Raw genomic sequence first — 20367 nt, 5'->3', positions numbered from 1 at the left:
AACTTCGGCCTCCTTCTGCGGAGGTAATGCAAATGATGATGAAGCGCTGGTTCCTGATTCTCGCGGCCGTCCTGTCCCTCAGCGGATGCGGCTACAACCAGTTCCAGTCCCTCGACGAGGCCAGCAAGTCGGCCTGGAGCGAGGTCCTCAACCAGTACCAGCGGCGTGCCGACCTCGTGCCGAACATCGTCGCCACCGTGAAGGGCGAAGCCAGCTTCGAGCAGGACACGCTCACCAAGGTGATCGAGGCGCGCGCCAAGGCCACCTCGATCCAGGTGACGCCCGAGACGCTCAACAACCCCGAGGCCTTCAACAAGTTCCAGCAGGCGCAGGGCGAACTCTCGTCGGCGCTGTCGCGGCTCATGGTGGTGGCCGAGCGCTACCCCGACCTCAAGGCCAACCAGGCCTTCCGCGACCTGCGCGTGACGCTCGAGGGCACCGAGAACCGCATCACCGTGGCGCGCAACCGCTACATCGAGAGCGTGCAGGAGTACAACGTGCTCGCGCGCAGCTTCCCGACCAACCTCACGGCCATGGTCTTCAGCTACAAGCCGAAGGCGAATTTCTCAGTGCAGAACGAAGCCCAGATCTCGACGCCTCCGACCGTCGACTTCAGCACCCCCAAGAAGTAAGAAGCGGCGCCGATGGCCGCAGCCCTGATCCGCCGCGCACTGGCAGCGATCTTCATCGCGGCCCTCGCATGGGCCGGCCTGCCCGCGCTGGCGCAGGGCCTGCTGCCGATCCCCACGCTCACGGCGCGCGTGATCGACCAGACCGGCACGCTCGACGCCGCGCAGCGCTCGGGCCTCGAAACCAAGCTCGCGGCCTTCGAGCAGCGCAAGGGCTCGCAGATCGTGGTGCTGATGGTGCCGACCACGGCGCCCGAAGACATCGCGAGCTACGCGCAGCGCGTGGGCGACGCCTGGAAGATCGGCCGCAAGGGCGTGGGCGACGGCCTCCTGGTCATCGTTGCCAAGGACGATCGCAAGATGCGCATCGCCACCGCCAAGACGCTCGAAGGCGCGGTGCCCGACCTCGCGGCGGTGCGCATCATCGACGAGGAGATGAAGCCGCGCTTTCGCAACAACGACTTCGCGGGCGGCCTGAACGCGGCGGTGGACCGGCTCATCGGCCTGGTCGATGGCGAGCCGCTGCCCGAGCCTTCGCGCAGCAACAGCGGCAGCTCAGGCAGCAACGACGGCTTCGACTGGGAGAACCTCGCGATCTTCCTGTTCGTCGGCGTCTTCGTCGGCGCCCCGATCGCGCGCGCCATCCTGGGCAAGACGATGGGCTCGGTCGCCATGGGCGGCGGCATCGGCGTGGTCGCGTTCTTCCTCACGACCAGCACCGTGATCGCGGTGATCGCCGGGCTGATCGCGCTCATGGTCTCGCTGTTCTCGGGCCTTGCCGGGTTCGGCCCCGGTCGCGGCGGCCGAGGCGGCGGCGGGGGTGGCTGGAGCAGTGGTGGCGGTGGCGGCGGCTGGAGCAGCGGCGGCGGAGGTGGCGGCGGCGGATTCAGCTCCGGCGGCGGTGGCAATTTCGGCGGCGGCGGCGCCTCGGGAGACTGGTGAACCCCATGGCAACTGCAAACCCCACGCTCTTCTCGAAGCTCGGCCGCATCTGGCGGCATCGCTGGACCGACGAAGCCGCGGTGCGCCGCGTGCTGCCGGCCGACGCGCTGGAGCGGCTCGCGGGCCGCGTGGCCGCGAGCGAGCGCCGCCACAGCGGCGAGATCCGCATCTGCGTCGAGGCCGGCCTGCCGATGTCCTACCTGTGGCGCCACGCACCGCCCCGGGAGCGCGCCGTGACGCTGTTCGGCAAGCTGCGCGTGTGGGACACCGCGCACAACAACGGCGTGCTGATCTACCTGCTGCTGGCCGAGCACGCCATCGAGATCGTGGCCGACCGCGGCATCGACGCCCATGTGGGCTCCGCCGAATGGGCGGCCATGACGCAGCGCATGGCCACGGCCTTCCGCGAAGGCCGCTTCGAGGACGGCATCACGCTGGCGCTGGAAGAAGTGTCGGCGCTGCTGATGGCCCACTTCCCGCTGGCCGACGACCAGCCCGACACCAACGAGCTGCCCGACGCGCCCGTGGTGCTCTGAGGTTCGGCGCCCTCGGTGCCGGCGCCTTGCAATCCGGGCACCCGGCCCCTATTTTTCGGACATGACCGAATCCGCATCGCTGCACATCGTCTGCCCCCACTGCCACACGACCAACCGCGTGCGCACGGCGCAACTGGGCAGCGCGCCCGACTGCGGCAGCTGCCACCGCCCGCTGTTCACCGGCCACTCCACCGCACTGCCCGACGTGGCCACCTTCGATCGCCACATCGCGCGCAACGAGATTCCCGTGCTGGTCGATTTCTGGGCGCCCTGGTGCGGCCCCTGCCGCCAGATGGCGCCGGCCTACGAACAGGCGGCGGCCCAGCTCGAACCGCAGGTGCGGCTGGCCAAGGTCGACACCGAGGCGGTGCAGGCGCTGGGCGCGCGCTTCAACATCCGCAGCATCCCGACGCTGGCGCTGTTCAAGGGCGGGCGCGAGGTCGCGCGGCAGGCCGGCGCGATGGGCGCCGCCGACATCGTGCGCTGGGTCAAGGCCAACGGCGCGGGCTGATCCGACCACCGGCCGCGATCACTTCCGCGCCGGCATCTTCGCCATCGCGTCGAGCATGTTCATCTTCATGCCGTTGCCCATGACCATGTCGCCCGGCTTCTGGCCCGGCTTGCAGGGGCCGACCCACTTGGCTTCGACGACGCTCGTGCCCTCAGTGCGGCCCATCAGCGGCGGGCTGTAGGTCGACTTGCTTTCGACGCGGTAGGCGCTGCTGAAGTCGCCGCTCATCACGGCGCGCGAGGTCGCGGTGGTGGGGCCGATCTTGCAGACCGAATCGATGACCAGCTTCACGCCTTCGAGGCGCAGGTCCTGCTTGGAGCACATGTCCTTGCCCATGCCCTGGCCCATCTCGCGCATCGCCTTGTCGGTGGCCGCGTCGATGCACTGCTGGATCGTCTGGCCCGGCGCCTTGGCCGTGGCCGCGCCGCCCTCGCCGGTCTGTATTTCCCACAGCCCCGGCTTGCGCGCCGGGTAATCGATGGCCAGCGCGGGGCCGGCGAGAAGACAGGCGACGGCAGCGAGGGAGAACAGGCGAAAGGTCATGGCAGGCTCGGTGGACGGCGATGCCGCTTTGTACCGTCGGCGCCCGCGCGGCGGAATACCGCGATCGGTCTACGCCGCCCGCGCCGCGACCGGGGCCAAAGCCGCCGATGGGCGCTCGCGCAACGCGAAGCCCAGCGCCAGGCCCAGCCCGAGGCCGCCCAGCACGTCGATCAGCACATGCTGGCGCACGGCCATCGTCGAGTACACGATGGCCACGGCCCACGCGAGGTTGAGCAGCCGCAACCAGCCCGGCGCACCCGCTTCGCGCAGCTGCCGCCCCAGCACCATGCAGGCGAACACCGAGAACGACACATGCAATGAAGGAAAGGCGTTACCCGCCGCGTCGAAGGTCTTGAGGAAGTGCAGCGACGAGCCCGGCACGGCGTCGATCGTGAAGTTCGGGATCGCCGTGGGCATCCACCAGAACACGGCCAATGCGATCGCCGTCATCACCGCGCAGCCGATGGCGATGGTGTTCAGCTCGCGCCGGTCCTTGGCCAGCAGCACCGGCAGTGCGATGTAGGCCCACAGCGTGAGGTACACCGGCAGCATCGCCGGCCAGAACGCGATCAGCCGGTCGACGGCCGTGAGCGGCAGCACCCACGCCGGCCCGGCGTGGTGCATGACCCAGAAGTACAGCGGGAAGAAGCCCAGCGTGGCGACGGTGTTGCCGGCCAGCTTGAGCAGCCACAGCGTCCGGCAGCGCTGCCAGAGGGCGCGCGGCCATGAAGGTGGCGGCGAAGGGGCATCGAAGGAAGAGGAGGAGTGCGTCATGGCGGCCGCTGGTGCCGCGGCCTAGCCTCGTTTCAACGGGGCCCGTGCGCGGCTACCAGGGCGTCCACTTTAATTCGCTTCCAGCCGACGCCACCGTGCGCTCGATGAAGCGCACGCCGCGCGCCCCGTCTTCCACGCGCGGATAGTCCGCCGCCAGCGGATCGGCCGCCTGCCCCGCGAGCCGCGCGCGGATGTCCGCCGCCACGCCCGCATAGACGTTCGCAAACGCCTCGATGAAGCCTTCGGGATGGCCGGCCGGCAGACGGCTCGCGCGCCGCGCCGACTCGCACAGCCAGGGCGCGCCGCGCGTGAGCACGCGCCGGGGCCCGTCGTGCGGCAGGTGCACCAGTTGGCTCGGCTGCTCCTGACGCCATTCGAGCGTGCCCAGCGTGCCGGAGACGCGCAGGCGCAGGTCGTTCTCCAGCCCGGTGTTGATCTGCGAGGCCACCAGCACGCCGCGTGCGCCGCCCTGGAAGCGCAGCAGCAGGCTGCCGTCGTCGTCGAGCAGGCGACCCGGCACCAGCGCGCCGAGGTCGGCGCACAGGCTCTCGATGTCGAGGCCGGTGACGGTGGCCACGAGGTTCTCGGCATGCGAGCCGATGTCGCCGATGGCGCCGGCCGCGCCGCTGCGCGCGGGGTCGGTGCGCCAGTCGGCCTGCTTGTTGCCGCCCGCGGCTTCCACGTGGCTGGCGAGCCAGCCCTGGTTGTATTCGACGACGACCTTGCGGACCTCGCCGATCTGGCCCGTGCGCACCATCTCGCGCGCCTGCCGCACCATCGGGTAGCCGGTGTAGTTGTAGGTCACGCCGAACACCGTGCCCTGCTGCGCAACGGTGGCGACCAGCGCGTCGGCCTGCGCGCGCGTGTGCACCAGCGGCTTGTCGCACACCACGTGAAAGCCGGCTTCCGCGAAGGCCTGCGCCACCGGGTAGTGCACGTGGTTGGGCGTGACGATCGAGACGAAGTCGATGCGCTCATCGGCCGGGCGCTTCAGCTCGTCGGCCAGCAGCGCCTGCCAGTCGCCGTGGTTGCGGTCGTCGGCCAGGCCGAGGTCGCGGCCCGAGGCGCGCGCCTTGTCCGGGCTCGACGACAGCGCGCCGGCGACCAGCGCGATCTGGCCGTCGAGCGCCATGGCCTTGCGGTGCACGGCGCCGATGAAGGCGTCGCGACCGCCGCCGACCATGGCGCAGCGCAGGGGACGTGAAGCGATCTCGGTCACCTTAGAACGGCGAGTTCGGGTGGTAGAAATCCTTGGCGTTCTCTTTGGTGATCAGCACCGACGGAATGATCGTGGTCGCCGGCAGCTTCTCGCCCTTCAGGCGTGCCTCGGCCGTGAGCTTGATCGCGTCGTAGATGAACTTGGGCGAGTAGCTCACGTCGGCCGTGATGCGCTTGTCCTTGCCGTCCATGATGGTCTTGACCATGTCCTTGGCGCCGGCGCCGCCGAACACGATCTTGATGTCGTCGCGCTTGGCCTGCGAGATGGCCTTGAGCACGCCCACGGCCATGTCGTCGTCGGCCGCCCAGATCGCGTCGATCTGCTTGAAGCGCGTCAGGTAGTCCTGCGTGACCTTGAAGGCGTCGTCGCGGTTCCAGTTGGCGTACTTGGCGTCGAGCAGCTTGATGTCGGGACTGCCCTTGAGCACGGCGTTGAAGGCGTCCATGCGCTCGTTGTCGAGCGTGGTCGCGATACCGCGCAGCGCCACCACATTGCCCTTGCCGCCGAGCTGCTTGACGATGTACTCGGCCGGGATCTTGCCGAAGGCCGTGTTGTCGCCGGCCACATACGCATCTTGTGCGCTGGTGTCGGTCAGGCCGCGGTCGACCACGGTGACGTACGCGCCCTTGGCCTTGACCTGCGCGACCGGCTTGGTCAGTGCGGCCGATTCAAAGGGGAACACGACGAGCGCGTTGATCTTGGTGACCGTCGACAAGTCCTGCAGCTGGTTGGCCTGCTCGGGCGCATTGGCTGCCGTCTTGATCGTGATCTTCAGGTCCTTGTGCTGCTTCTCGAGGTCCTTCTTCGCCTGGTTGGCCCAGTAGTTGATGCCGCCCATGAAGCTGTGCGTGGCCGCGGGAATCGACACGCCGAGGTTGACCTTTTCCGCGGCAAGCGCGGGCAGGCTGGCGGCGAACGCTGCGGTGGCAACCGCCGTGAGCGCGAGGCGTCGGGTGAAAGTCGTCATGCTGGATGTCTCCTCTTGGGTGGTGGAACGGGAACGGAACGAACAACGAAAAACTAGCGGCGTCCGCGCTGCAGGAACGCGACGACGATGATCACGAAGCCCTGCACCGCAGCGTTCAGGTACACGCTGATGATGCTGGTGAGGTTCAGGATGTTGCTGATGACCGAGAGCAGGATCGCGCCCACCACCGTGCCGGTGATGCTGCCCGCGCCGCCCTTGAGCGCAGTGCCGCCGACGATCACCGCAGCGATCGCTTCGAGCTCCCACAGCAGGCCCGTGGTCGGCGAGGCCGAGCCCAGGCGCGGCACGTACAGCAGCGTCGCAATGCCCACGCACACGCCGAGCAGCACGTAGGTGAGGATCTTCACGCGGTCGACGTCCACGGCTGCATAGCGCGCCACCTGCTCGTTGGAGCCGATGGCCTGCACGTAGCGCCCGTAGGCCGTGCGGTTCAGGATGACACCACCGATGATCGCGACGATCACGAACACCCACACCGGCACCGGGATGCCTGCAAGGCTCGCGTAGTACACCGGCGCGTAGAGATCGGACAGCTCGTTGTCGAGCGTGAGCGCGCCGCCGTCGGCAAAGTACGTGAGGTACGCGCGGAAGATGCCCAGCGTGCCCAGCGTCACGATGAAGGGCTCGATGCGTCCCTTGGTGATGAGCAGGCCGTGCGCCAGGCCGAACAGCGCGCCCAGCACCACGGCGAGCACCGCGCCCATCATCACCGCCATCAGCGGCGAGCCCGAGGCCGGGCCGGCCCAGTTGATGAACATGATCACGCTGCCCGCGATGAGCGCGGCCATCGAGCCCACCGACAGGTCGATGCCGCCCGAGATGATCACGAAGCACATGCCCACCGCGATGATGCCGATGAAGGCGGTGCGCGTGAGCACGTTCATCGCGTTGTCGACGGTGGCGAAGTCGCCGTTGAGCAGCGTGCCCGCGATGCACAGCAGCACGAGGCCGATGACCGGGCCGAGGCCGTGCAGGCGCTCGGTCCAGCGCGGCGTGCCTTCGCTGCGGTGTTGCTGCTGCGGCTGCTGTGCGGCGTCAGGCTGCGTGGGTGTCTGCGGTTCCGGTGGCATGAGCGATGAGCTCCTCTTCAGTCAGGTGGGTCGCGTCCAGCGTGGCAACGAGCCGACCCGCGCGCATCACCGCGACGCGGTGGCACAGGCCGATCAGCTCCATCAACTCGGACGAGACGACGATCACCGCGAGGCCTTCGCGGGCGAGTCGCTGGATCAGGAAATAGATGTCGCGCTTGGCGCCGATGTCCACGCCGCGCGTGGGCTCGTCGAGCACCACCACCTTGGGCTGCGGCTGCAGCACCTTGGCGAGCGCGAGCTTCTGCTGGTTGCCGCCCGACAGCGACGAGGCCCGCACGTCGAGCGAGCCGGTGCGGATGCCGTAGTCCTTCACCGCCTCGCCGAGCGCCGCGCGTTCCGCGTCGGGCTTCAGCCAGGGCTGCGCGTAGCGCTCCAGCGCCATCAGCGTGAGGTTCTGGCGCAGGCCGAAGTGCACGTGCAGGCCCTTGCCCTTGCGGTCTTCGCTGAGATACGTGAGGCCGTGTTTCGCGGCATCGCGCGGGTTGCGCCAGCCCTTGCCGTGGGGCACGGGCTCGCCGCGCATCTCGACGGTGCCGCTGGCCGGGCGCAACCCGAGCAGGCCTTCGAACAGCTCGGTGCGGCCCGCGCCGACGAGGCCCGCGAAGCCGAGGATTTCGCCAGGGCGCACCTCGAAGCTCGCGTCCTGCGCCCAGCCGGGCACGCTGAAGTTGCGCACGCGCAGGGCGGGCTTGTCGGCCGCCACGACGAGGTCGCGCGGCGGGTACAGGTCGGCGAGTTCCCGGCCCACCATGAGGTTGGCCATCTGCTGGCGCGAGACCTCGGGCGTCGGTGCGCGCGCCACGAAGCGGCCGTCGCGCATCACGATCACCTCGTCGGTGACCTGCTCCACCTCGTCGAGCTTGTGCGAGATGTAGACGATGGTCACGCCGTCGGCGCGCAGCTGCGCGATGAGCTTGAACAGGCGCTCGGTCTCGCCGGGCGTGAGCGTGGCGGTGGGCTCGTCCATGACGAGCAGGCGCGCGCGGCGGGCGATGGCCTTCGCGATCTCGACGAGCTGCTTCTCGGCGACGATGAGGCGGCGCACTTTGGTGCGCGGGTCGATGGCCAGGCCGACGGCGGCGAGCGCGGTGGCGGCATCGCGCTCCATCGCGGCGTCGTCGAGCAGCCAGCCTTTTTTCTTCTCGTGGCCCAGGAAGATGTTCTGCGCCACGCTGAGGTCTTCGGCGAGGTTGAACTCCTGGTGGATGAGCACGATGCCCAGCGCCTCGGCATCGCGCGAGCTCGTGAAGCTTTGCGGCTGGCCGTTGATGCGCAAGATGCCGCCGGTCAGCGACTCGTAGCCCGACAGGATCTTCATCAGCGTGGACTTGCCCGCGCCGTTCTCGCCGAGCAGGCCGTACACCCGCCCCGGCGCCAGCGCAAAGCTCACGCCATGCAGCACCTGCACGGGGCCGAAGGCTTTCACCACGCCGTCGAACTCGACGGCCACGCTGCCCTTGGTTGCCACGGCGTTCGTCATGGCGCTACCCCTCGGGCCTTGAGCGTTTCCTGCATCGCCAGCACGCCCGCGCCGACGAGGCCGCCCTGCGTGCCCAGCGGCGTGTATTGAATCTCGAGGTGTCGCGTCGACAGCGCGAGCGAGCGCTGGTAGACGCTCTGGCGCACGGCCGCGAGAAACAGCGGCCCGATGCGCGTGATGCCGCCGCCGATGAACACGTGCGAGGGATTGAAGAAGTTGACGACCGACGCGAGCATCTGCCCGATCAGGCTGCCGGCGCGCTGGATGATGGCGTTGGCCGCCGGGTCGCCGCCGCGGCTGGCCTGCCCCACGTCGAAGGCATCGATGCGTCCGCGCGTGCGCAGGCATTCGGCGAGCGTCGCGCTTTCACCGGCTTCGGCCGCCTGCATCGCCATGCGCGTGATCGCGGGGCCCGCCGCCATCGCCTCGACGCAGCCCAGGTTGCCGCAGTGGCAGCGCGGGCCTTCCTGGTCGACGCAGATGTGGCCCACGTCGCCAGCCGAGCCGGCCGCGCCGCGGTACACCTCGCCGTGACAGACGATGCCGCAGCCGATGCCGGTGCCGATCTTGATCACAAGGAAGTTCGAGAGCGAGCGCCGCAGCCGCCACAGCTCGCCGAGCGCCATCAGGTTGACGTCGTTGTCGACGAACACCGGCGCCGCGTAGTCTTCACGCAGGTAGTCGCGGATCGAGAAGCTGTCCCAGGCCGGCATCAGCGGCGGGTTCACGAGCTGGCCGATCTCGAAGTTGACGGGGCCGGGCACGCCGATGCCGATGCCCAGGACGTTCCGTGGGCCCTGCCCGCAACGCGCGAGCAGTTCGCGCATGAGCACGCGCACGCGCGCCAGCACCACGGCCGGGCCTTCGCGCACATCGGCGGCTTCTTCGTGCTGGGCCAGCACCGTGAGGTCGGGACGCAGCACCGCGACGTCCAGGCTGGTGGCGCCGATGTCGATGCCGACGAGCACGCCGAGTTCGGCATTGAGCTGGAGGTTTTCGGCGCGGCGACCGCCCGAGGAGCGCTGCAGGCCGGCCTCGGCGAGCAGGCCCTGGTCGACGAGGCCGGCGATCAGGCCGTTGGCCTTGCTCTTGGAGAAGCCGAGCTGTTCGGCCATGGCATGGCGCGAGCCGCCGGCCGACCAGAAGGTCGATTCCAGCAACCGCATTTCGTCGGTCGTGATGCCGCTCCAGGGTGCCACGCGTTTGTCTCCGCTCTTTTTGGAAAGGCGCCGGTCGAACGATCGGGTGATCGGTCGCCGGGCGAAGGCGAATACTAGGAGGGCATCTTCAGCCGGGCAAGGCTGAACTTCGACCTATTTCAGATCGAACACATCTTCATCCCGGCTGGGACGAACGAAAAAAAGCCGCCCGGAGGCGGCTTTTTCTTGGCTTCTGCCCGAGGGCAGCGGCTTTGATTTACTTCTTTTGGCGGTACTTGCGCAGCGCAGCGATCTGCGCAGCCATCACGGCCAGTTCCGACTGCGCCATCGCGATGTCGATGTCGCTCTTCGCGTTCTTCAGCGCTTCCTCGGCGGCCGCCTTGGCCTTGTTGGCCTTCTCGTCGTCGAGGTCCTTGCCGCGGATCGCGGTGTCGGACAGCACGGTGACGGCGTCGGGCTGCACTTCGAGGATGCCACCGGCCACGAAGACGAACTCTTCGCCGCCGTCGGCCGTCTCGATGCGCACGGCGCCGGGGCGGATGCGCGTGATCAGCGGCGTGTGACGCGGATAGATGCCGAGCTCACCGGCTTCACCGGGCAGCGCGACGAACTTGGCTTCGCCCGAGAAGATCGACTCTTCCGCGCTGACCACGTCGACGTGAATGGTGTTTGCCATCTGAGTTCCCATGCCGCCTTAGGCGACCTTCTTGGCTTTTTCGAACGCTTCGTCGATGGTGCCGACCATGTAGAACGCTTGTTCCGGCAGGTGGTCGGCTTCGCCGTTCACGATCATCTTGAAGCCGCGGATGGTTTCCGACAGCGGCACGTACTTGCCCGGCGAACCCGTGAACACTTCGGCCACGTGGAACGGCTGCGACAGGAAACGCTGGATCTTGCGAGCGCGGGCCACGGCGAGCTTGTCGTCGGGAGCCAGTTCGTCCATGCCCAGAATCGCGATGATGTCGCGCAGTTCCTTGTAGCGCTGCAGCGTGCCTTGCACGGCGCGGGCCACGTTGTAGTGCTCTTCGCCGACCACGTTCGGGTCGAGCTGGCGCGAGGTCGAGTCCAGCGGGTCCACGGCGGGGTAGATACCCAGCGAAGCGATGTCACGCGACAGCACCACGGTCGAGTCCAAGTGGGCGAAGGTCGTGGCAGGCGACGGGTCGGTCAAGTCGTCGGCAGGGACGTACACGGCCTGGATCGAGGTGATCGAGCCGACCTTGGTCGACGTGATCCGCTCTTGCAGACGGCCCATTTCTTCGGCCAGCGTCGGCTGGTAGCCCACGGCGGAAGGCATGCGGCCCAGCAGTGCCGACACTTCGGTACCGGCCAGCGTGTAGCGGTAGATGTTGTCCACGAAGAACAGCACGTCGCGGCCTTCGTCGCGGAACGACTCGGCGATGGTCAGGCCGGTCAGGGCCACGCGCAGACGGTTGCCCGGGGGCTCGTTCATCTGGCCGTAGACCATGGCGACCTTGGAGTCTTCGAGCTTCTCGAGGTTCACGACGCCGGAGTCGGCCATCTCGTGATAGAAGTCGTTGCCTTCACGGGTACGTTCACCCACACCGGCGAACACCGACAGACCCGAGTGGGCCTTGGCGATGTTGTTGATGAGTTCCATCATGTTCACGGTCTTGCCCACGCCGGCACCACCGAACAGGCCCACCTTGCCGCCCTTGGCGAACGGGCACACCAGGTCGATCACCTTGATGCCGGTTTCCAGCAGGTCCTGCGACGGCGACAGTTCGTCGTACGCGGGAGCCTTGCGGTGGATGGAGGCGGTCAGCGTCTGGTCGACCGGACCACGCTCGTCGATGGGCGCGCCCAGCACGTCCATGATGCGGCCCAGCGTCGCCTTGCCCACGGGCACGGTGATGGGGGCTTGCGTGTTGGTCACGATCAGGCCGCGGCGCAGGCCGTCGGAAGAACCCAGCGCAATCGTGCGGACCACGCCGTCGCCGAGCTGCTGCTGGACTTCGAGCGTCAGTGCGCTGCCTTCGAACTTGAGGGCGTCGTAGATCTTGGGCATCTTGTCGCGCGGGAATTCCACGTCGACCACAGCGCCAATACACTGAACGATCTTGCCTTGAACTGCTTCTGCTTGAGCCATGTCTGCTCCGATAAAAATTTAAATCTGTTGAGGTCCGAAGGGCTCAGACACCGGCGGCCGCCGCAGCGCCCGAAACGATTTCCGAGAGCTCCTTGGTGATGCCGGCCTGGCGGGTCTTGTTGTAGACCAGCTTCAGCTCGCTGATCACGTTGCCTGCGTTGTCGGTGGCAGCCTTCATGGCCACCATCCGCGCCGAATGCTCGGACGCCATGTTTTCTGCCACGCCCTGGTAGACCAGCGACTCCACATAGCGAACCAGCAGCTCGTCGATCACGCTTTGCGCATCGGGCTCGTAGATGTAATCCCACGAATGCTGGCCTTCCTCGACTTGCAGCGAGTCAGCGGCCAGCGGCAGCAGCTGCTCGACGAGCGGCTCCTGCTTGATCGTGTTGATGAACTTCGTGTAGCACAGGTACACGGCCGAGAGCTTGCCTTCCGCGTAAGCGTCCAGCAGCGTCTTGACCGGGCCGATGAGCTTGTCCAGATGCGGCGTGTCACCCAGGTGGGTGACGTGCGCCACCACGCGGGCACCGATGCGGTTCAGGAAGCCCAGGCCCTTGCTGCCGATGGCGACCGACTCGATGGCCACGCCAGCGGCCTGCGCTTCGCGCAGCTTGGTCGTCACGGCGCGCAGCAGGTTGGTGTTCAAGCCACCGCACAGGCCCTTGTCGCTCGTCACGATGATGAAGCCGATCGCCTTGGCGTCGTTCTTCTTCATGAAGGCGTGCGTGTACTCGGGATTCGCCTTGCCAAGGTTCGCCGCAATGTTGCGGATCTTCTCGCTGTAGGGGCGTGCGGCACGCATGCGCTCTTGCGCCTTGCGCATCTTGGAAACCGAGACCATTTCCATGGCCTTGGTGATCTTCTTGGTGTTCTCCACCGATTTGATCTTGCCGCGGATTTCCTTACCAGCTGCCATATGAGCTCCTTCTTGCGTCGGTCAAAAGGTCGCTCAGGCGAACGACTTCTTGAACGAGGTGGCTGCGGCCAGCAGTTCGGCTTCGGCGTCCTGGCACACCTTCTTGAAGGCCTGCTTTTCTGCGCTGTCGTCCGGCTTGGCGGGCTTGGCATCCCACTTGGCACCGTTCTTTTCCATGGTCTCGAGCAGCGCAGCGTGGCTGGTCTTCAGGAGCTGGTGGAAGCCGTGTTCGAACGGGAGCACCTTCTTGACTTCGATGTCGTCCATGAAGCCCTTGTTCACTGCGAACAGCGTGGCATTCATCAGCGAGATCGGCAGCGGGCTGTACTGGGTCTGCTTGAGCAGTTCCGTCACGCGCGCACCGCGGTCGAGTTGCTTGCGGGTCGCTTCGTCGAGGTCGGAAGCGAACTGCGCGAACGCGGCCAGTTCACGGTACTGGGCCAGGTCGGTACGGATACCGCCCGACTGGTTCTTGATCAGGTTGGTCTGCGCCGACGAACCCACGCGCGACACCGAGATACCGGCGTTGATGGCGGGACGGATGCCGGCGTTGAACAGGCTGGTTTCCAGGAAGATCTGGCCGTCGGTGATCGAGATCACGTTGGTCGGAACGAAGGCGGACACGTCACCGGCTTGCGTTTCGATGATCGGCAGTGCGGTCAGCGAACCGGTCTTGCCCTTGACTTCACCCTTGGTGAAGGCTTCGACGTAGTCGGCGTTCACGCGGGCTGCGCGCTCGAGCAGACGGCTGTGGAGATAGAACACGTCGCCGGGGTAGGCTTCGCGGCCTGGCGGGCGGCGCAGCAGCAGCGACACTTGGCGATAAGCCACGGCTTGCTTGGACAGGTCGTCATAGACGATCAGGGCGTCCTGGCCGCGGTCGCGGAAGTACTCGCCCATCGTGCAGCCCGAGTAGGCCGACACGTACTGCATGGCAGCCGATTCGGAAGCCGATGCGGCCACCACGATGGTGTAGTCCATCGCGCCGGCTTGTTCCAGCGAGCGCACCACGTTCTTGATCGACGAAGCCTTCTGGCCGATCGCAACGTAGACGCAGGTCATGTTCTGACCCTTCTGGTTGATGATCGCGTCGATCGCCACGGCCGTCTTGCCGGTCTGGCGGTCACCGATGATCAGCTCGCGCTGGCCACGGCCGACGGGCACCATGGAGTCGATCGACTTCAGGCCGGTCTGCATCGGTTGGTCCACGGACTTCCGTGCGATCACGCCCGGAGCGACCTTTTCGATCACGTCGGTCATCTTGGCGTTGATCGGACCCTTGCCGTCGATCGGCTGGCCCAGTGCATTCACCACGCGGCCGATGAGCTCGGGGCCCACGGGCACTTCCAGGATGCGGCCCGTGCACTTGACGGTGTCGCCTTCGGAGATGTGCTCGTACTCGCCCAGAATCACGGCGCCGACCGAGTCGCGCTCAAGGTTCAGCGCCAAGCCGAACGACGGCGTGCCGTCAGCCGTGGGCGGGAATTCCAGCATTTCGCCTTGCATCGCGTCCGACAGGCCGTGCACGCGCACGATGCCGTCGGTCACCGAGACCACGGTGCCCTGGTTGCGGATGTCGGCGCTGACGCCAAGGCCTTCGATACGGCTCTTGATCAGTTCGGAAATTTCTGCGGGATTGAGTTGCATGACTCTTTCCTTCTTTCAATAAATAGGGCCAACCGCGGCTCGCCGCCTCAGGCGGTGAGCGCTGCTTTCATTTGTTCGAGACGCGCCTTGACGGAGGTGTCGAGGACTTCGTCCCCCACCACCACACGGATGCCGCCGATCAGCGAAGGATCGGATTCCACACGCGTGTTCAGCGGGCGACCGAAACGGCGCTGCAGTGCCACGGCGACCTCGGCGAGGCTCGCCGCGTCGATCGGGAAGGCGCTGTAGATCACCGCGTCGGCCGTGCCGCCCTTGGCGTTCTTGAGCTCGCGGTACTGGGCCGCGACTTCAGGCAATGCAGCAAGCCGGCCGTTGTCGATCACCGTGCGCAGGAAGTTCTTGCCGGTGTCCGGCAAGGCTTGCGGCAGCAGACCGGAGATCAGATCGAAGATCTGTTCCGGCGACACCTTCGGGTCGGCAGCGAACTGCAGGAGCTGCGGATCGGCAGTGATGGCGGCCAGCTGGCCGATCCATCCGGCCGTGCCTTCGAGGTCGCTCGAAGTAGCCCCGAAGAGCGCGTCCGCGTAGGGGCGGGCAATGGTCGCAAGTTCGGCCATATCGTCCTCAGAGCTCGGTCTTCAGGCGCTGGAGCAGGTCGGCGTGGACACCGGCGTTGACTTCCTTGCGGAGAATCTGCTCGGCACCCTTGACGGCCAGCGCAGCAACCTGCTCACGCAGGGCTTCACGGGCACGCACGGACTGCTGTTCGGCTTCGGCGTGCGCGTCGGCCACGATCTTGTTGGCCTCCACCGTTGCACGGCCCTTGGCCTCTTCGATGATCTGCTGGGCGCGGCGCTCGGCATCGGCCAGGCGGCTGGTGGTCTCGTTGCGAGACTGAACCAGTTCCTGCTCGACGCGCTGGTTGGCGGAAGCGAGTTCAGCCTTGGCCTTCTCGGCGGCCGCCAGGCCCGCAGCGATCTTTTGTGCGCGTTCATCCAAAGCCTTCGCGATGGGCGGCCACACGAATTTCATCGTGAACAGCACCAGCAGCAAGAAGACGATGGCCTGAACGAACAGGGTCGCGTTGATACTCACGGCAACACCTTTCTGGAGTGGCGTTGAACCGGCTTACTTGGGCAGGTTGGCCAGCAGGGTCGCGGCGAACGGGTTGGCGAAGGCGAACAGCAGGGCGATGGCCACGCCGATCAGGAAGGCCGCGTCAATCAGACCAGCCAAGATGAACATCTTGGTCTGCAGGTCGTTCATGAGCTCAGGTTGACGGGCCGACGATTCCAGGAACTTGCCACCCATCAGCGCGATGCCGATGGAAGCACCGATGGCGCCGAGACCGACGATCAGACCACAAGCGAGAGCGACGAGACCGAGAATGTTTTCCATGATGACTCCTTAGAACAGATTTAAAGCAAACGAAAAGAAAAAGGGAAACTCAATGCGCCTCATGCGCCTGGCCCAGATAGATCAGGGTCAGCATCATGAAGATGAAAGCCTGCAGCGTGATCACCAGGATGTGGAAGATCGCCCAGACGGTGCCGGCAATGATGTGCCCGATGGGCAGCATCACACCGGAGAACGAGGCCGCCATGGCACCGCCCATGAGGGCGATGAGCATGAAGACGAGCTCGCCCGCATACATGTTGCCGAACAACCGCATGCCGTGCGAGACCGTCTTGGCCAGGTACTCGATGACCTGCATCAGCAGGTTGACGGGCCACAGCAGAGGGTGGGCACCGAAGGGCGCGGTGATCAGCTCGTGACCCCAGCCGCCCAGGCCCTTGACCTTGACGCTGTAGAAGAGGCACAGGAGCAGCACGGAAGTGGAAAGACCGAGCGTGGTCGAGAGGTCGGCGGTCGGCACGGCACGCATGTAGGCGTGGTGCGGATCGTGGCCCAGTGCCGAGTAGACCTGGGTCCAGATGGCCGGCAGCAGGTCGACCGGCAGCATGTCCATCGCGTTCAGCAGGAAGATCCAGACGAACACGGTGAGCGCCAGCGGGGCGATGAACTTGCGGCTCGCGGCGTTGTGCACGTTGGCCTTGGCCTGGTTGTCGACCATCTCGACCAGGATCTCGACCGCCGCCTGGAAACGGCCGGGCACGCCGGGCGTTGCCTTGCGGGCAGCCAGCCACAGCACGAAGCAGCCCAATGCGCCGATGATCAGCGCGTAGAGCACCGAGTCGAGGTTGATGACGTTGAAGTCAACAATGGCGGATTGAACGACGGGCTTGAGGCTCCAGTCGACTTGCCAGTGCTGGAGGTGGTGAACGATGTATTCACTCGCGGTCGGGGCGTGTCCTTCGGCGGCCATCTTTCAGCGTCTCTCTTCCAAAACAGTCAAATCCGGTTCAAAAATTTGGGCCGCACCAGCAGTGCCACCCAGTACATCTTCATGGCGACCACCACGCCAGCCACCATGGCCAGCCAGACGAGCCCCCCGATCAGCCACGGCGCCGCGGCCAGCAAGGCAACGGTCAGCGCGATCTTGATCATCTCCCACACAAAAAACCTCAACATGACAGCCTGCGACGGCATGCCCGGTTTGCGCCGGACACCGCGGACAAACAAGGCCGCGGGGATCGCTACTGTCATGGCTCCGTAAAACGCCGAGATTGCAGCCTCGGATCGCGCCGTCCAGATCCACGCCAGGCAAGCTACCACCACGCCTGCAGCCACTTGGGCTGCGATCACCCACCAGGGTGACAGCTCGGGGTTTTGCTCGCGCAACTTCTGGGCCTCTTCGGCCGTGAGTGGCTTGAAATCGGATTCTTCGGCGTCAACCTCAGGGACAGGGGCGTTGGTTGTCATTCGAATGCACCCCGTGTTTGTCCCCGGAGAATTTTACAAAGCCATTGATTATAAGTAAAACCTAGCGGGGTCCCGCCATAACGTGACACTTCGTCGACAGTTCTGCACCGAGTGTGGCGTCCGCCCATAATTTGCGGATGCAAGACATCACCTCGGCACTGCCCGACACGCCGTGCTTTCTCAACGGCGAATTCACCCCCCTGCGCAACGCGAAGATCAGCGTCCTCGACCGCGGCTTCATCTTCGGCGACGGCATCTACGAAGTGATCCCCGTCTACTTCGGCGTGCCCTTCTGCTTCGATGAACACATCGCGCGCCTCGAGCGCTCGCTGGCCGAGCTGCAGATCGACAACCCCTACACCCGCGACGAATGGCGCGCCATTGCAATGCAGCTTGCCGCACCGCAGGGCAAGGCACCGCAGGCGATCTACTTCCAGGTCTCGCGCGGCGTGGCACCACGCGACCACGCCATGGTGCGCGGCCTGCGCCCCACCGTGTTCGCGATGGTGAACCCCCTGCCGCCGGTGGCCGATGCGGTGCGCGCCAAGGGCGTGGCCTGCGTCACGGCCGACGACTTCCGCTGGCAGAAGGCCCACATCAAGAGCACCAGCCTGCTGGGCGCGGTGCTCGCACGGCAGATCAGCGTCGAGGCCGGCGCCACCGAGACCGTGATGTTCCGCGGCGACTGGCTCAGCGAAGCCTCGTCGAGCAACGTGTGGATCGTGAAGGGCGGCACGCTCATCGGCCCACCGAAAGACAACCTCGTGCTGACCGGCATCCGCTACGGCCTGCTCGAGCGCCTGTGCCAGGACAGCGGCATTCCCTTCGCGCTGCGGCGCGTGTCGCGCGACGAGGTGTTCGGCGCCGACGAGCTGCTGCTGTCCTCGGCCACCAAGGAAGTGTTGCCCGTCGTCACACTCGACGGCCAGGCCATTGGCAATGGCCATCCCGGCCCCATCTACCAGAGCTTGTATGCCGCCTACCAACAGGCCAAGCAACGCAACGCCGACGCGCCAGGAGCCACCGCATGACCGACACAACGACCCCTACCGACACCGCATCGATCCCCGATCCGCGCAAGGAATCGCTGATCGAGTACCCCTCGCAGTTCCCCATCAAGGTGATGGGTGCGAAGGTCGACGGCTTCGTGCACGCCATCACGCAGATCGCCGAGCGCTTCGACCCGGCCTTCGACGCCACCACGGTCGAGCTGCGCGACAGCAAGGCCGGCAACTATCTGGGCGTGACCATCACCGTCACCGCCACCAGCCGCGAACAGCTCGACGACCTCTACCGCGCCCTGTCCGCGCACCCGATGGTGAAAGTCGTTCTTTGACGCCCCTCGAAGCGCAGTGGCTCGGCCGGGCCGACTACCTCGCCACCTACGCGGCGATGCAGCGCTTCACGCAGGAGCGCACGCCCGAGACGCCCGACGCGCTATGGATCTGCGAGCACGACCCCGTGTTCACGCAGGGGCTGGCGGGCAAGACCGACCACATCCTGGCCCCCGGCCCGATCCCCGTCGTGCAGACCGACCGGGGCGGGCAGGTCACCTTCCACGGCCCGGGCCAGGTGGTGGCCTACCCGCTCATCGACCTGCGGCGCGCGGGCTACTACGTCAAGGAATACGTCTACCGCATCGAGGAATCGGTGCTGCGCACGCTCGCCCACTTCGGCGTGACGGGCCACCGCGTGGCGGGCGCGCCGGGCATCTACGTGCGCCTGGACGACCCGTTCTCGCACGCCGCCCTCACCGGCCCGATGCCCGGCGCCGACCCGTTCCGGGGCCTGGGCAAGATCGCCGCGCTGGGCATCAAGGTGAGCCGCCACGCCACTTACCACGGTGTGTCGCTCAATGTCGCGATGGACCTCGAACCCTTCTCGCGCATCAACCCTTGCGGCTACGCGGGGCTGCAAACGGTCGACCTTTCTACAATCGGCGTCCAAACCACATGGGAAGAAGCCGCCAAAGTGCTGAGCCAAAAGCTCGGGGCTTTCCTGGCTCCTTGACACACCAATGAGCACCACCGAAGTCGTCCGCGACGCCCAGAGCGCCGAAACCTACAACCCGCTGGCCAAGCAGAAGGCCGCGGCCAAGCTCTCGCGCATCCCCGTCAAGGTGGTGCAGACCGGCGAAGTGCTCAAGAAGCCCGAGTGGATCCGCGTCAAGGCCGGCAGCCCCACCACGCGCTTCTACGAGATCAAGCAGATCCTGCGCGAAAGCAACCTGCACACGGTCTGCGAAGAAGCCTCGTGCCCGAACATCGGCGAATGCTTCGGCAACGGCACGGCCACCTTCATGATCATGGGCGACAAGTGCACGCGCCGCTGCCCGTTCTGCGACGTGGGCCACGGCCGCCCCGACCCGCTGGACAAGGACGAGCCGCTCAACCTGGCCAAGACCATCGCCAAGCTGCGCCTGAAGTACGTGGTGATCACCAGCGTCGACCGCGACGACCTGCGCGACGGCGGCAGCCAGCACTTCGTCGATTGCATCAGCCACATCCGCGAGCTCTCGCCGATGACGCAGATCGAGATCCTGGTGCCCGACTTCCGCGGCCGCGACGACCGCGCGCTGGAAATCCTCAAGGCCGCGCCGCCCGACGTGATGAACCACAACCTGGAAACCGCGCCGCGCCTGTACAAGGAAGCGCGCCCGGGCAGCGACTACCAGTTCAGCCTGAACCTGCTGAAGAAGTTCAAGGCGCTGCACCCCAACGTGCCGACCAAGAGCGGCATCATGGTCGGCCTGGGCGAGACCGACGAAGAGATCCTGCAGGTGATGCGCGACATGCGCGCCCACGACATCGACATGCTGACCATCGGCCAGTACCTGTCGCCGTCGGGCTCGCACCTGCCGGTGCGCCGCTACGTGCACCCCGACACCTTCAAGATGTTCGAGGAAGAGGCCTACAAGATGGGCTTCAGCCACGCGGCCGTGGGCGCGATGGTGCGCTCCAGCTACCACGCCGACCAGCAGGCGCACGCCGCCGGCGTCTGACGGCACCGCCCGGCCGCCCGCCATGCGCGGGCG

The 20367-nt window shown here is 66.5% G+C and carries 24 protein-coding genes; 8 read left to right on the top strand and 16 right to left on the bottom strand.

The window, feature by feature from the left end; genetic code table 11:
- Positions 1–32: 32 nt before the first annotated feature.
- The 4 genes from AC07YS_RS27300 (at position 33) to trxC (ending at position 2618) form a co-directional block, all read left to right on the top strand.
- Complete coding sequence (locus tag AC07YS_RS27300; RefSeq protein ID WP_172438430.1) at positions 33–632, top strand: LemA family protein; 600 nt, start codon at positions 33–35, stop codon at positions 630–632.
- A 12-nt stretch (positions 633–644) separates the two neighbouring features.
- A complete protein-coding gene (locus tag AC07YS_RS27295; RefSeq protein ID WP_495275743.1) occupies positions 645–1571 on the top strand; it encodes a TPM domain-containing protein in 927 nt (308 codons plus the stop codon).
- Positions 1572–1576: 5 nt separating this feature from the next.
- Entirely contained in the window at positions 1577–2107 is a 531-nt protein-coding gene (locus AC07YS_RS27290) for a TPM domain-containing protein (protein WP_495269888.1), read from the top strand.
- A gap of 61 nt (positions 2108–2168) precedes the next feature.
- A complete protein-coding gene (trxC, locus tag AC07YS_RS27285) occupies positions 2169–2618 on the top strand; it encodes a thioredoxin TrxC (protein ID WP_495269889.1) in 450 nt (149 codons plus the stop codon).
- 18 nt (positions 2619–2636) lie between these two features.
- On the opposite strand, the gene AC07YS_RS27280 is transcribed toward trxC, so the two are convergent.
- The 16 genes from AC07YS_RS27280 to AC07YS_RS27205 all read right to left on the bottom strand — a co-directional run bounded on the left by AC07YS_RS27280 (position 2637) and on the right by AC07YS_RS27205 (position 17333).
- Positions 2637–3161: a DUF3617 domain-containing protein gene (locus AC07YS_RS27280; protein WP_495269890.1), complete on the bottom strand. Its 525-nt coding sequence runs from the start codon at positions 3159–3161 to the stop codon at positions 2637–2639.
- A gap of 69 nt (positions 3162–3230) precedes the next feature.
- Complete coding sequence (locus AC07YS_RS27275; RefSeq protein ID WP_495269891.1) at positions 3231–3935, bottom strand: phosphatase PAP2 family protein; 705 nt, start codon at positions 3933–3935, stop codon at positions 3231–3233.
- 52 nt (positions 3936–3987) lie between these two features.
- Entirely contained in the window at positions 3988–5118 is a 1131-nt protein-coding gene (locus AC07YS_RS27270; RefSeq protein ID WP_495269902.1) for a Gfo/Idh/MocA family protein, read from the bottom strand.
- 37 nt (positions 5119–5155) lie between these two features.
- Positions 5156–6121 (bottom strand): substrate-binding domain-containing protein, encoded by a 966-nt coding sequence (locus AC07YS_RS27265; RefSeq protein WP_495269892.1) that lies wholly within the window; start codon positions 6119–6121, stop codon positions 5156–5158.
- A 53-nt stretch (positions 6122–6174) separates the two neighbouring features.
- Positions 6175–7212, bottom strand: a complete 1038-nt coding sequence (locus AC07YS_RS27260; RefSeq protein ID WP_492699624.1) for an ABC transporter permease — start codon at positions 7210–7212, stop codon at positions 6175–6177.
- The gene (locus AC07YS_RS27255) at positions 7178–8713 is read right to left on the bottom strand and encodes a sugar ABC transporter ATP-binding protein (RefSeq protein WP_495269893.1); all 1536 of its coding nucleotides are present in this window, start codon (positions 8711–8713) and stop codon (positions 7178–7180) included. Before AC07YS_RS27255 ends, AC07YS_RS27260 begins: the two co-directional genes overlap by 35 nt.
- The gene (locus tag AC07YS_RS27250) at positions 8710–9879 is read right to left on the bottom strand and encodes an ROK family protein (protein WP_062480207.1); all 1170 of its coding nucleotides are present in this window, start codon (positions 9877–9879) and stop codon (positions 8710–8712) included. The genes AC07YS_RS27255 and AC07YS_RS27250 overlap by 4 nt, the downstream gene beginning before the upstream one ends.
- A gap of 250 nt (positions 9880–10129) precedes the next feature.
- Complete coding sequence (locus AC07YS_RS27245) at positions 10130–10549, bottom strand: F0F1 ATP synthase subunit epsilon (RefSeq protein WP_062480186.1); 420 nt, start codon at positions 10547–10549, stop codon at positions 10130–10132.
- An 18-nt stretch (positions 10550–10567) separates the two neighbouring features.
- On the bottom strand, positions 10568–11983 hold the full coding sequence (gene atpD, locus AC07YS_RS27240) for a F0F1 ATP synthase subunit beta (RefSeq protein ID WP_062480184.1): 1416 nt from the start codon (positions 11981–11983) through the stop codon (positions 10568–10570).
- A 43-nt stretch (positions 11984–12026) separates the two neighbouring features.
- A complete protein-coding gene (atpG, locus tag AC07YS_RS27235) occupies positions 12027–12902 on the bottom strand; it encodes a F0F1 ATP synthase subunit gamma (RefSeq protein ID WP_489062055.1) in 876 nt (291 codons plus the stop codon).
- Between the two features lie 33 nt (positions 12903–12935).
- Entirely contained in the window at positions 12936–14549 is a 1614-nt protein-coding gene (gene atpA, locus AC07YS_RS27230; protein WP_095747008.1) for a F0F1 ATP synthase subunit alpha, read from the bottom strand.
- Between the two features lie 47 nt (positions 14550–14596).
- On the bottom strand, positions 14597–15127 hold the full coding sequence (locus AC07YS_RS27225; RefSeq protein ID WP_062480178.1) for a F0F1 ATP synthase subunit delta: 531 nt from the start codon (positions 15125–15127) through the stop codon (positions 14597–14599).
- Between the two features lie 7 nt (positions 15128–15134).
- Positions 15135–15605, bottom strand: a complete 471-nt coding sequence (locus AC07YS_RS27220) for a F0F1 ATP synthase subunit B (RefSeq protein ID WP_062480176.1) — start codon at positions 15603–15605, stop codon at positions 15135–15137.
- 33 nt (positions 15606–15638) lie between these two features.
- Positions 15639–15908, bottom strand: a complete 270-nt coding sequence (gene atpE, locus AC07YS_RS27215) for a F0F1 ATP synthase subunit C (RefSeq protein ID WP_056576471.1) — start codon at positions 15906–15908, stop codon at positions 15639–15641.
- Positions 15909–15957: 49 nt separating this feature from the next.
- Positions 15958–16836 (bottom strand): F0F1 ATP synthase subunit A, encoded by an 879-nt coding sequence (gene atpB / locus AC07YS_RS27210; protein WP_062480174.1) that lies wholly within the window; start codon positions 16834–16836, stop codon positions 15958–15960.
- A gap of 26 nt (positions 16837–16862) precedes the next feature.
- Complete coding sequence (locus AC07YS_RS27205) at positions 16863–17333, bottom strand: ATP synthase subunit I (RefSeq protein ID WP_056576477.1); 471 nt, start codon at positions 17331–17333, stop codon at positions 16863–16865.
- A gap of 137 nt (positions 17334–17470) precedes the next feature.
- Between AC07YS_RS27205 and AC07YS_RS27200 the strand changes: the two genes are divergently transcribed.
- Genes AC07YS_RS27200 through lipA form a run of 4 tightly spaced genes read left to right on the top strand, consistent with a single transcriptional unit; the run spans position 17471 to position 20334 of the window.
- Entirely contained in the window at positions 17471–18364 is an 894-nt protein-coding gene (locus AC07YS_RS27200) for a D-amino acid aminotransferase (RefSeq protein ID WP_495269894.1), read from the top strand.
- On the top strand, positions 18361–18669 hold the full coding sequence (locus AC07YS_RS27195; protein WP_070063793.1) for a YbeD family protein: 309 nt from the start codon (positions 18361–18363) through the stop codon (positions 18667–18669). Before AC07YS_RS27200 ends, AC07YS_RS27195 begins: the two co-directional genes overlap by 4 nt.
- Positions 18666–19343, top strand: coding sequence for a lipoyl(octanoyl) transferase LipB (gene lipB / locus AC07YS_RS27190; RefSeq protein WP_062480168.1), 678 nt, complete (start codon positions 18666–18668; stop codon positions 19341–19343). Before AC07YS_RS27195 ends, lipB begins: the two co-directional genes overlap by 4 nt.
- A gap of 7 nt (positions 19344–19350) precedes the next feature.
- Positions 19351–20334: a lipoyl synthase gene (gene lipA / locus AC07YS_RS27185; protein ID WP_495269895.1), complete on the top strand. Its 984-nt coding sequence runs from the start codon at positions 19351–19353 to the stop codon at positions 20332–20334.
- The last annotated feature ends 33 nt before the right edge of the window (positions 20335–20367 follow it).

The sequence above is a fragment of the Variovorax sp. GW458-11-26-14-LB1 genome (assembly GCF_059423965.1).
This window is presented reverse-complemented; position numbering and strand designations above follow the sequence as displayed.

Excerpts from the sequence above, each read along its gene's own strand:
- AC07YS_RS27245 (WP_062480186.1), bottom strand. The coding sequence starts at position 10,549 with ATGGCAAACACCATTCACGTCGACGTGGTCAGCGCGGAAGAGTCGATC.
- AC07YS_RS27255 (WP_495269893.1), bottom strand. The coding sequence starts at position 8,713 with ATGACGAACGCCGTGGCAACCAAGGGCAGCGTGGCCGTCGAGTTCGAC.
- AC07YS_RS27260 (WP_492699624.1), bottom strand. The coding sequence starts at position 7,212 with ATGCCACCGGAACCGCAGACACCCACGCAGCCTGACGCCGCACAGCAG.
- AC07YS_RS27265 (WP_495269892.1), bottom strand. The coding sequence starts at position 6,121 with ATGACGACTTTCACCCGACGCCTCGCGCTCACGGCGGTTGCCACCGCA.
- AC07YS_RS27290 (WP_495269888.1), top strand. The coding sequence starts at position 1,577 with ATGGCAACTGCAAACCCCACGCTCTTCTCGAAGCTCGGCCGCATCTGG.
- AC07YS_RS27195 (WP_070063793.1), top strand. The coding sequence starts at position 18,361 with ATGACCGACACAACGACCCCTACCGACACCGCATCGATCCCCGATCCG.
- atpD (WP_062480184.1), bottom strand. The coding sequence starts at position 11,983 with ATGGCTCAAGCAGAAGCAGTTCAAGGCAAGATCGTTCAGTGTATTGGC.
- atpE (WP_056576471.1), bottom strand. The coding sequence starts at position 15,908 with ATGGAAAACATTCTCGGTCTCGTCGCTCTCGCTTGTGGTCTGATCGTC.
- atpA (WP_095747008.1), bottom strand. The coding sequence starts at position 14,549 with ATGCAACTCAATCCCGCAGAAATTTCCGAACTGATCAAGAGCCGTATC.
- atpG (WP_489062055.1), bottom strand. The coding sequence starts at position 12,902 with ATGGCAGCTGGTAAGGAAATCCGCGGCAAGATCAAATCGGTGGAGAAC.
- AC07YS_RS27205 (WP_056576477.1), bottom strand. The coding sequence starts at position 17,333 with ATGACAACCAACGCCCCTGTCCCTGAGGTTGACGCCGAAGAATCCGAT.
- AC07YS_RS27275 (WP_495269891.1), bottom strand. The coding sequence starts at position 3,935 with ATGACGCACTCCTCCTCTTCCTTCGATGCCCCTTCGCCGCCACCTTCA.
- AC07YS_RS27225 (WP_062480178.1), bottom strand. The coding sequence starts at position 15,127 with ATGGCCGAACTTGCGACCATTGCCCGCCCCTACGCGGACGCGCTCTTC.
- lipA (WP_495269895.1), top strand. The coding sequence starts at position 19,351 with ATGAGCACCACCGAAGTCGTCCGCGACGCCCAGAGCGCCGAAACCTAC.
- atpB (WP_062480174.1), bottom strand. The coding sequence starts at position 16,836 with ATGGCCGCCGAAGGACACGCCCCGACCGCGAGTGAATACATCGTTCAC.
- AC07YS_RS27250 (WP_062480207.1), bottom strand. The coding sequence starts at position 9,879 with ATGCGGTTGCTGGAATCGACCTTCTGGTCGGCCGGCGGCTCGCGCCAT.
- AC07YS_RS27300 (WP_172438430.1), top strand. The coding sequence starts at position 33 with ATGATGATGAAGCGCTGGTTCCTGATTCTCGCGGCCGTCCTGTCCCTC.
- trxC (WP_495269889.1), top strand. The coding sequence starts at position 2,169 with ATGACCGAATCCGCATCGCTGCACATCGTCTGCCCCCACTGCCACACG.
- AC07YS_RS27280 (WP_495269890.1), bottom strand. The coding sequence starts at position 3,161 with ATGACCTTTCGCCTGTTCTCCCTCGCTGCCGTCGCCTGTCTTCTCGCC.
- AC07YS_RS27295 (WP_495275743.1), top strand. The coding sequence starts at position 645 with ATGGCCGCAGCCCTGATCCGCCGCGCACTGGCAGCGATCTTCATCGCG.
- AC07YS_RS27270 (WP_495269902.1), bottom strand. The coding sequence starts at position 5,118 with ATGGTCGGCGGCGGTCGCGACGCCTTCATCGGCGCCGTGCACCGCAAG.
- AC07YS_RS27200 (WP_495269894.1), top strand. The coding sequence starts at position 17,471 with ATGCAAGACATCACCTCGGCACTGCCCGACACGCCGTGCTTTCTCAAC.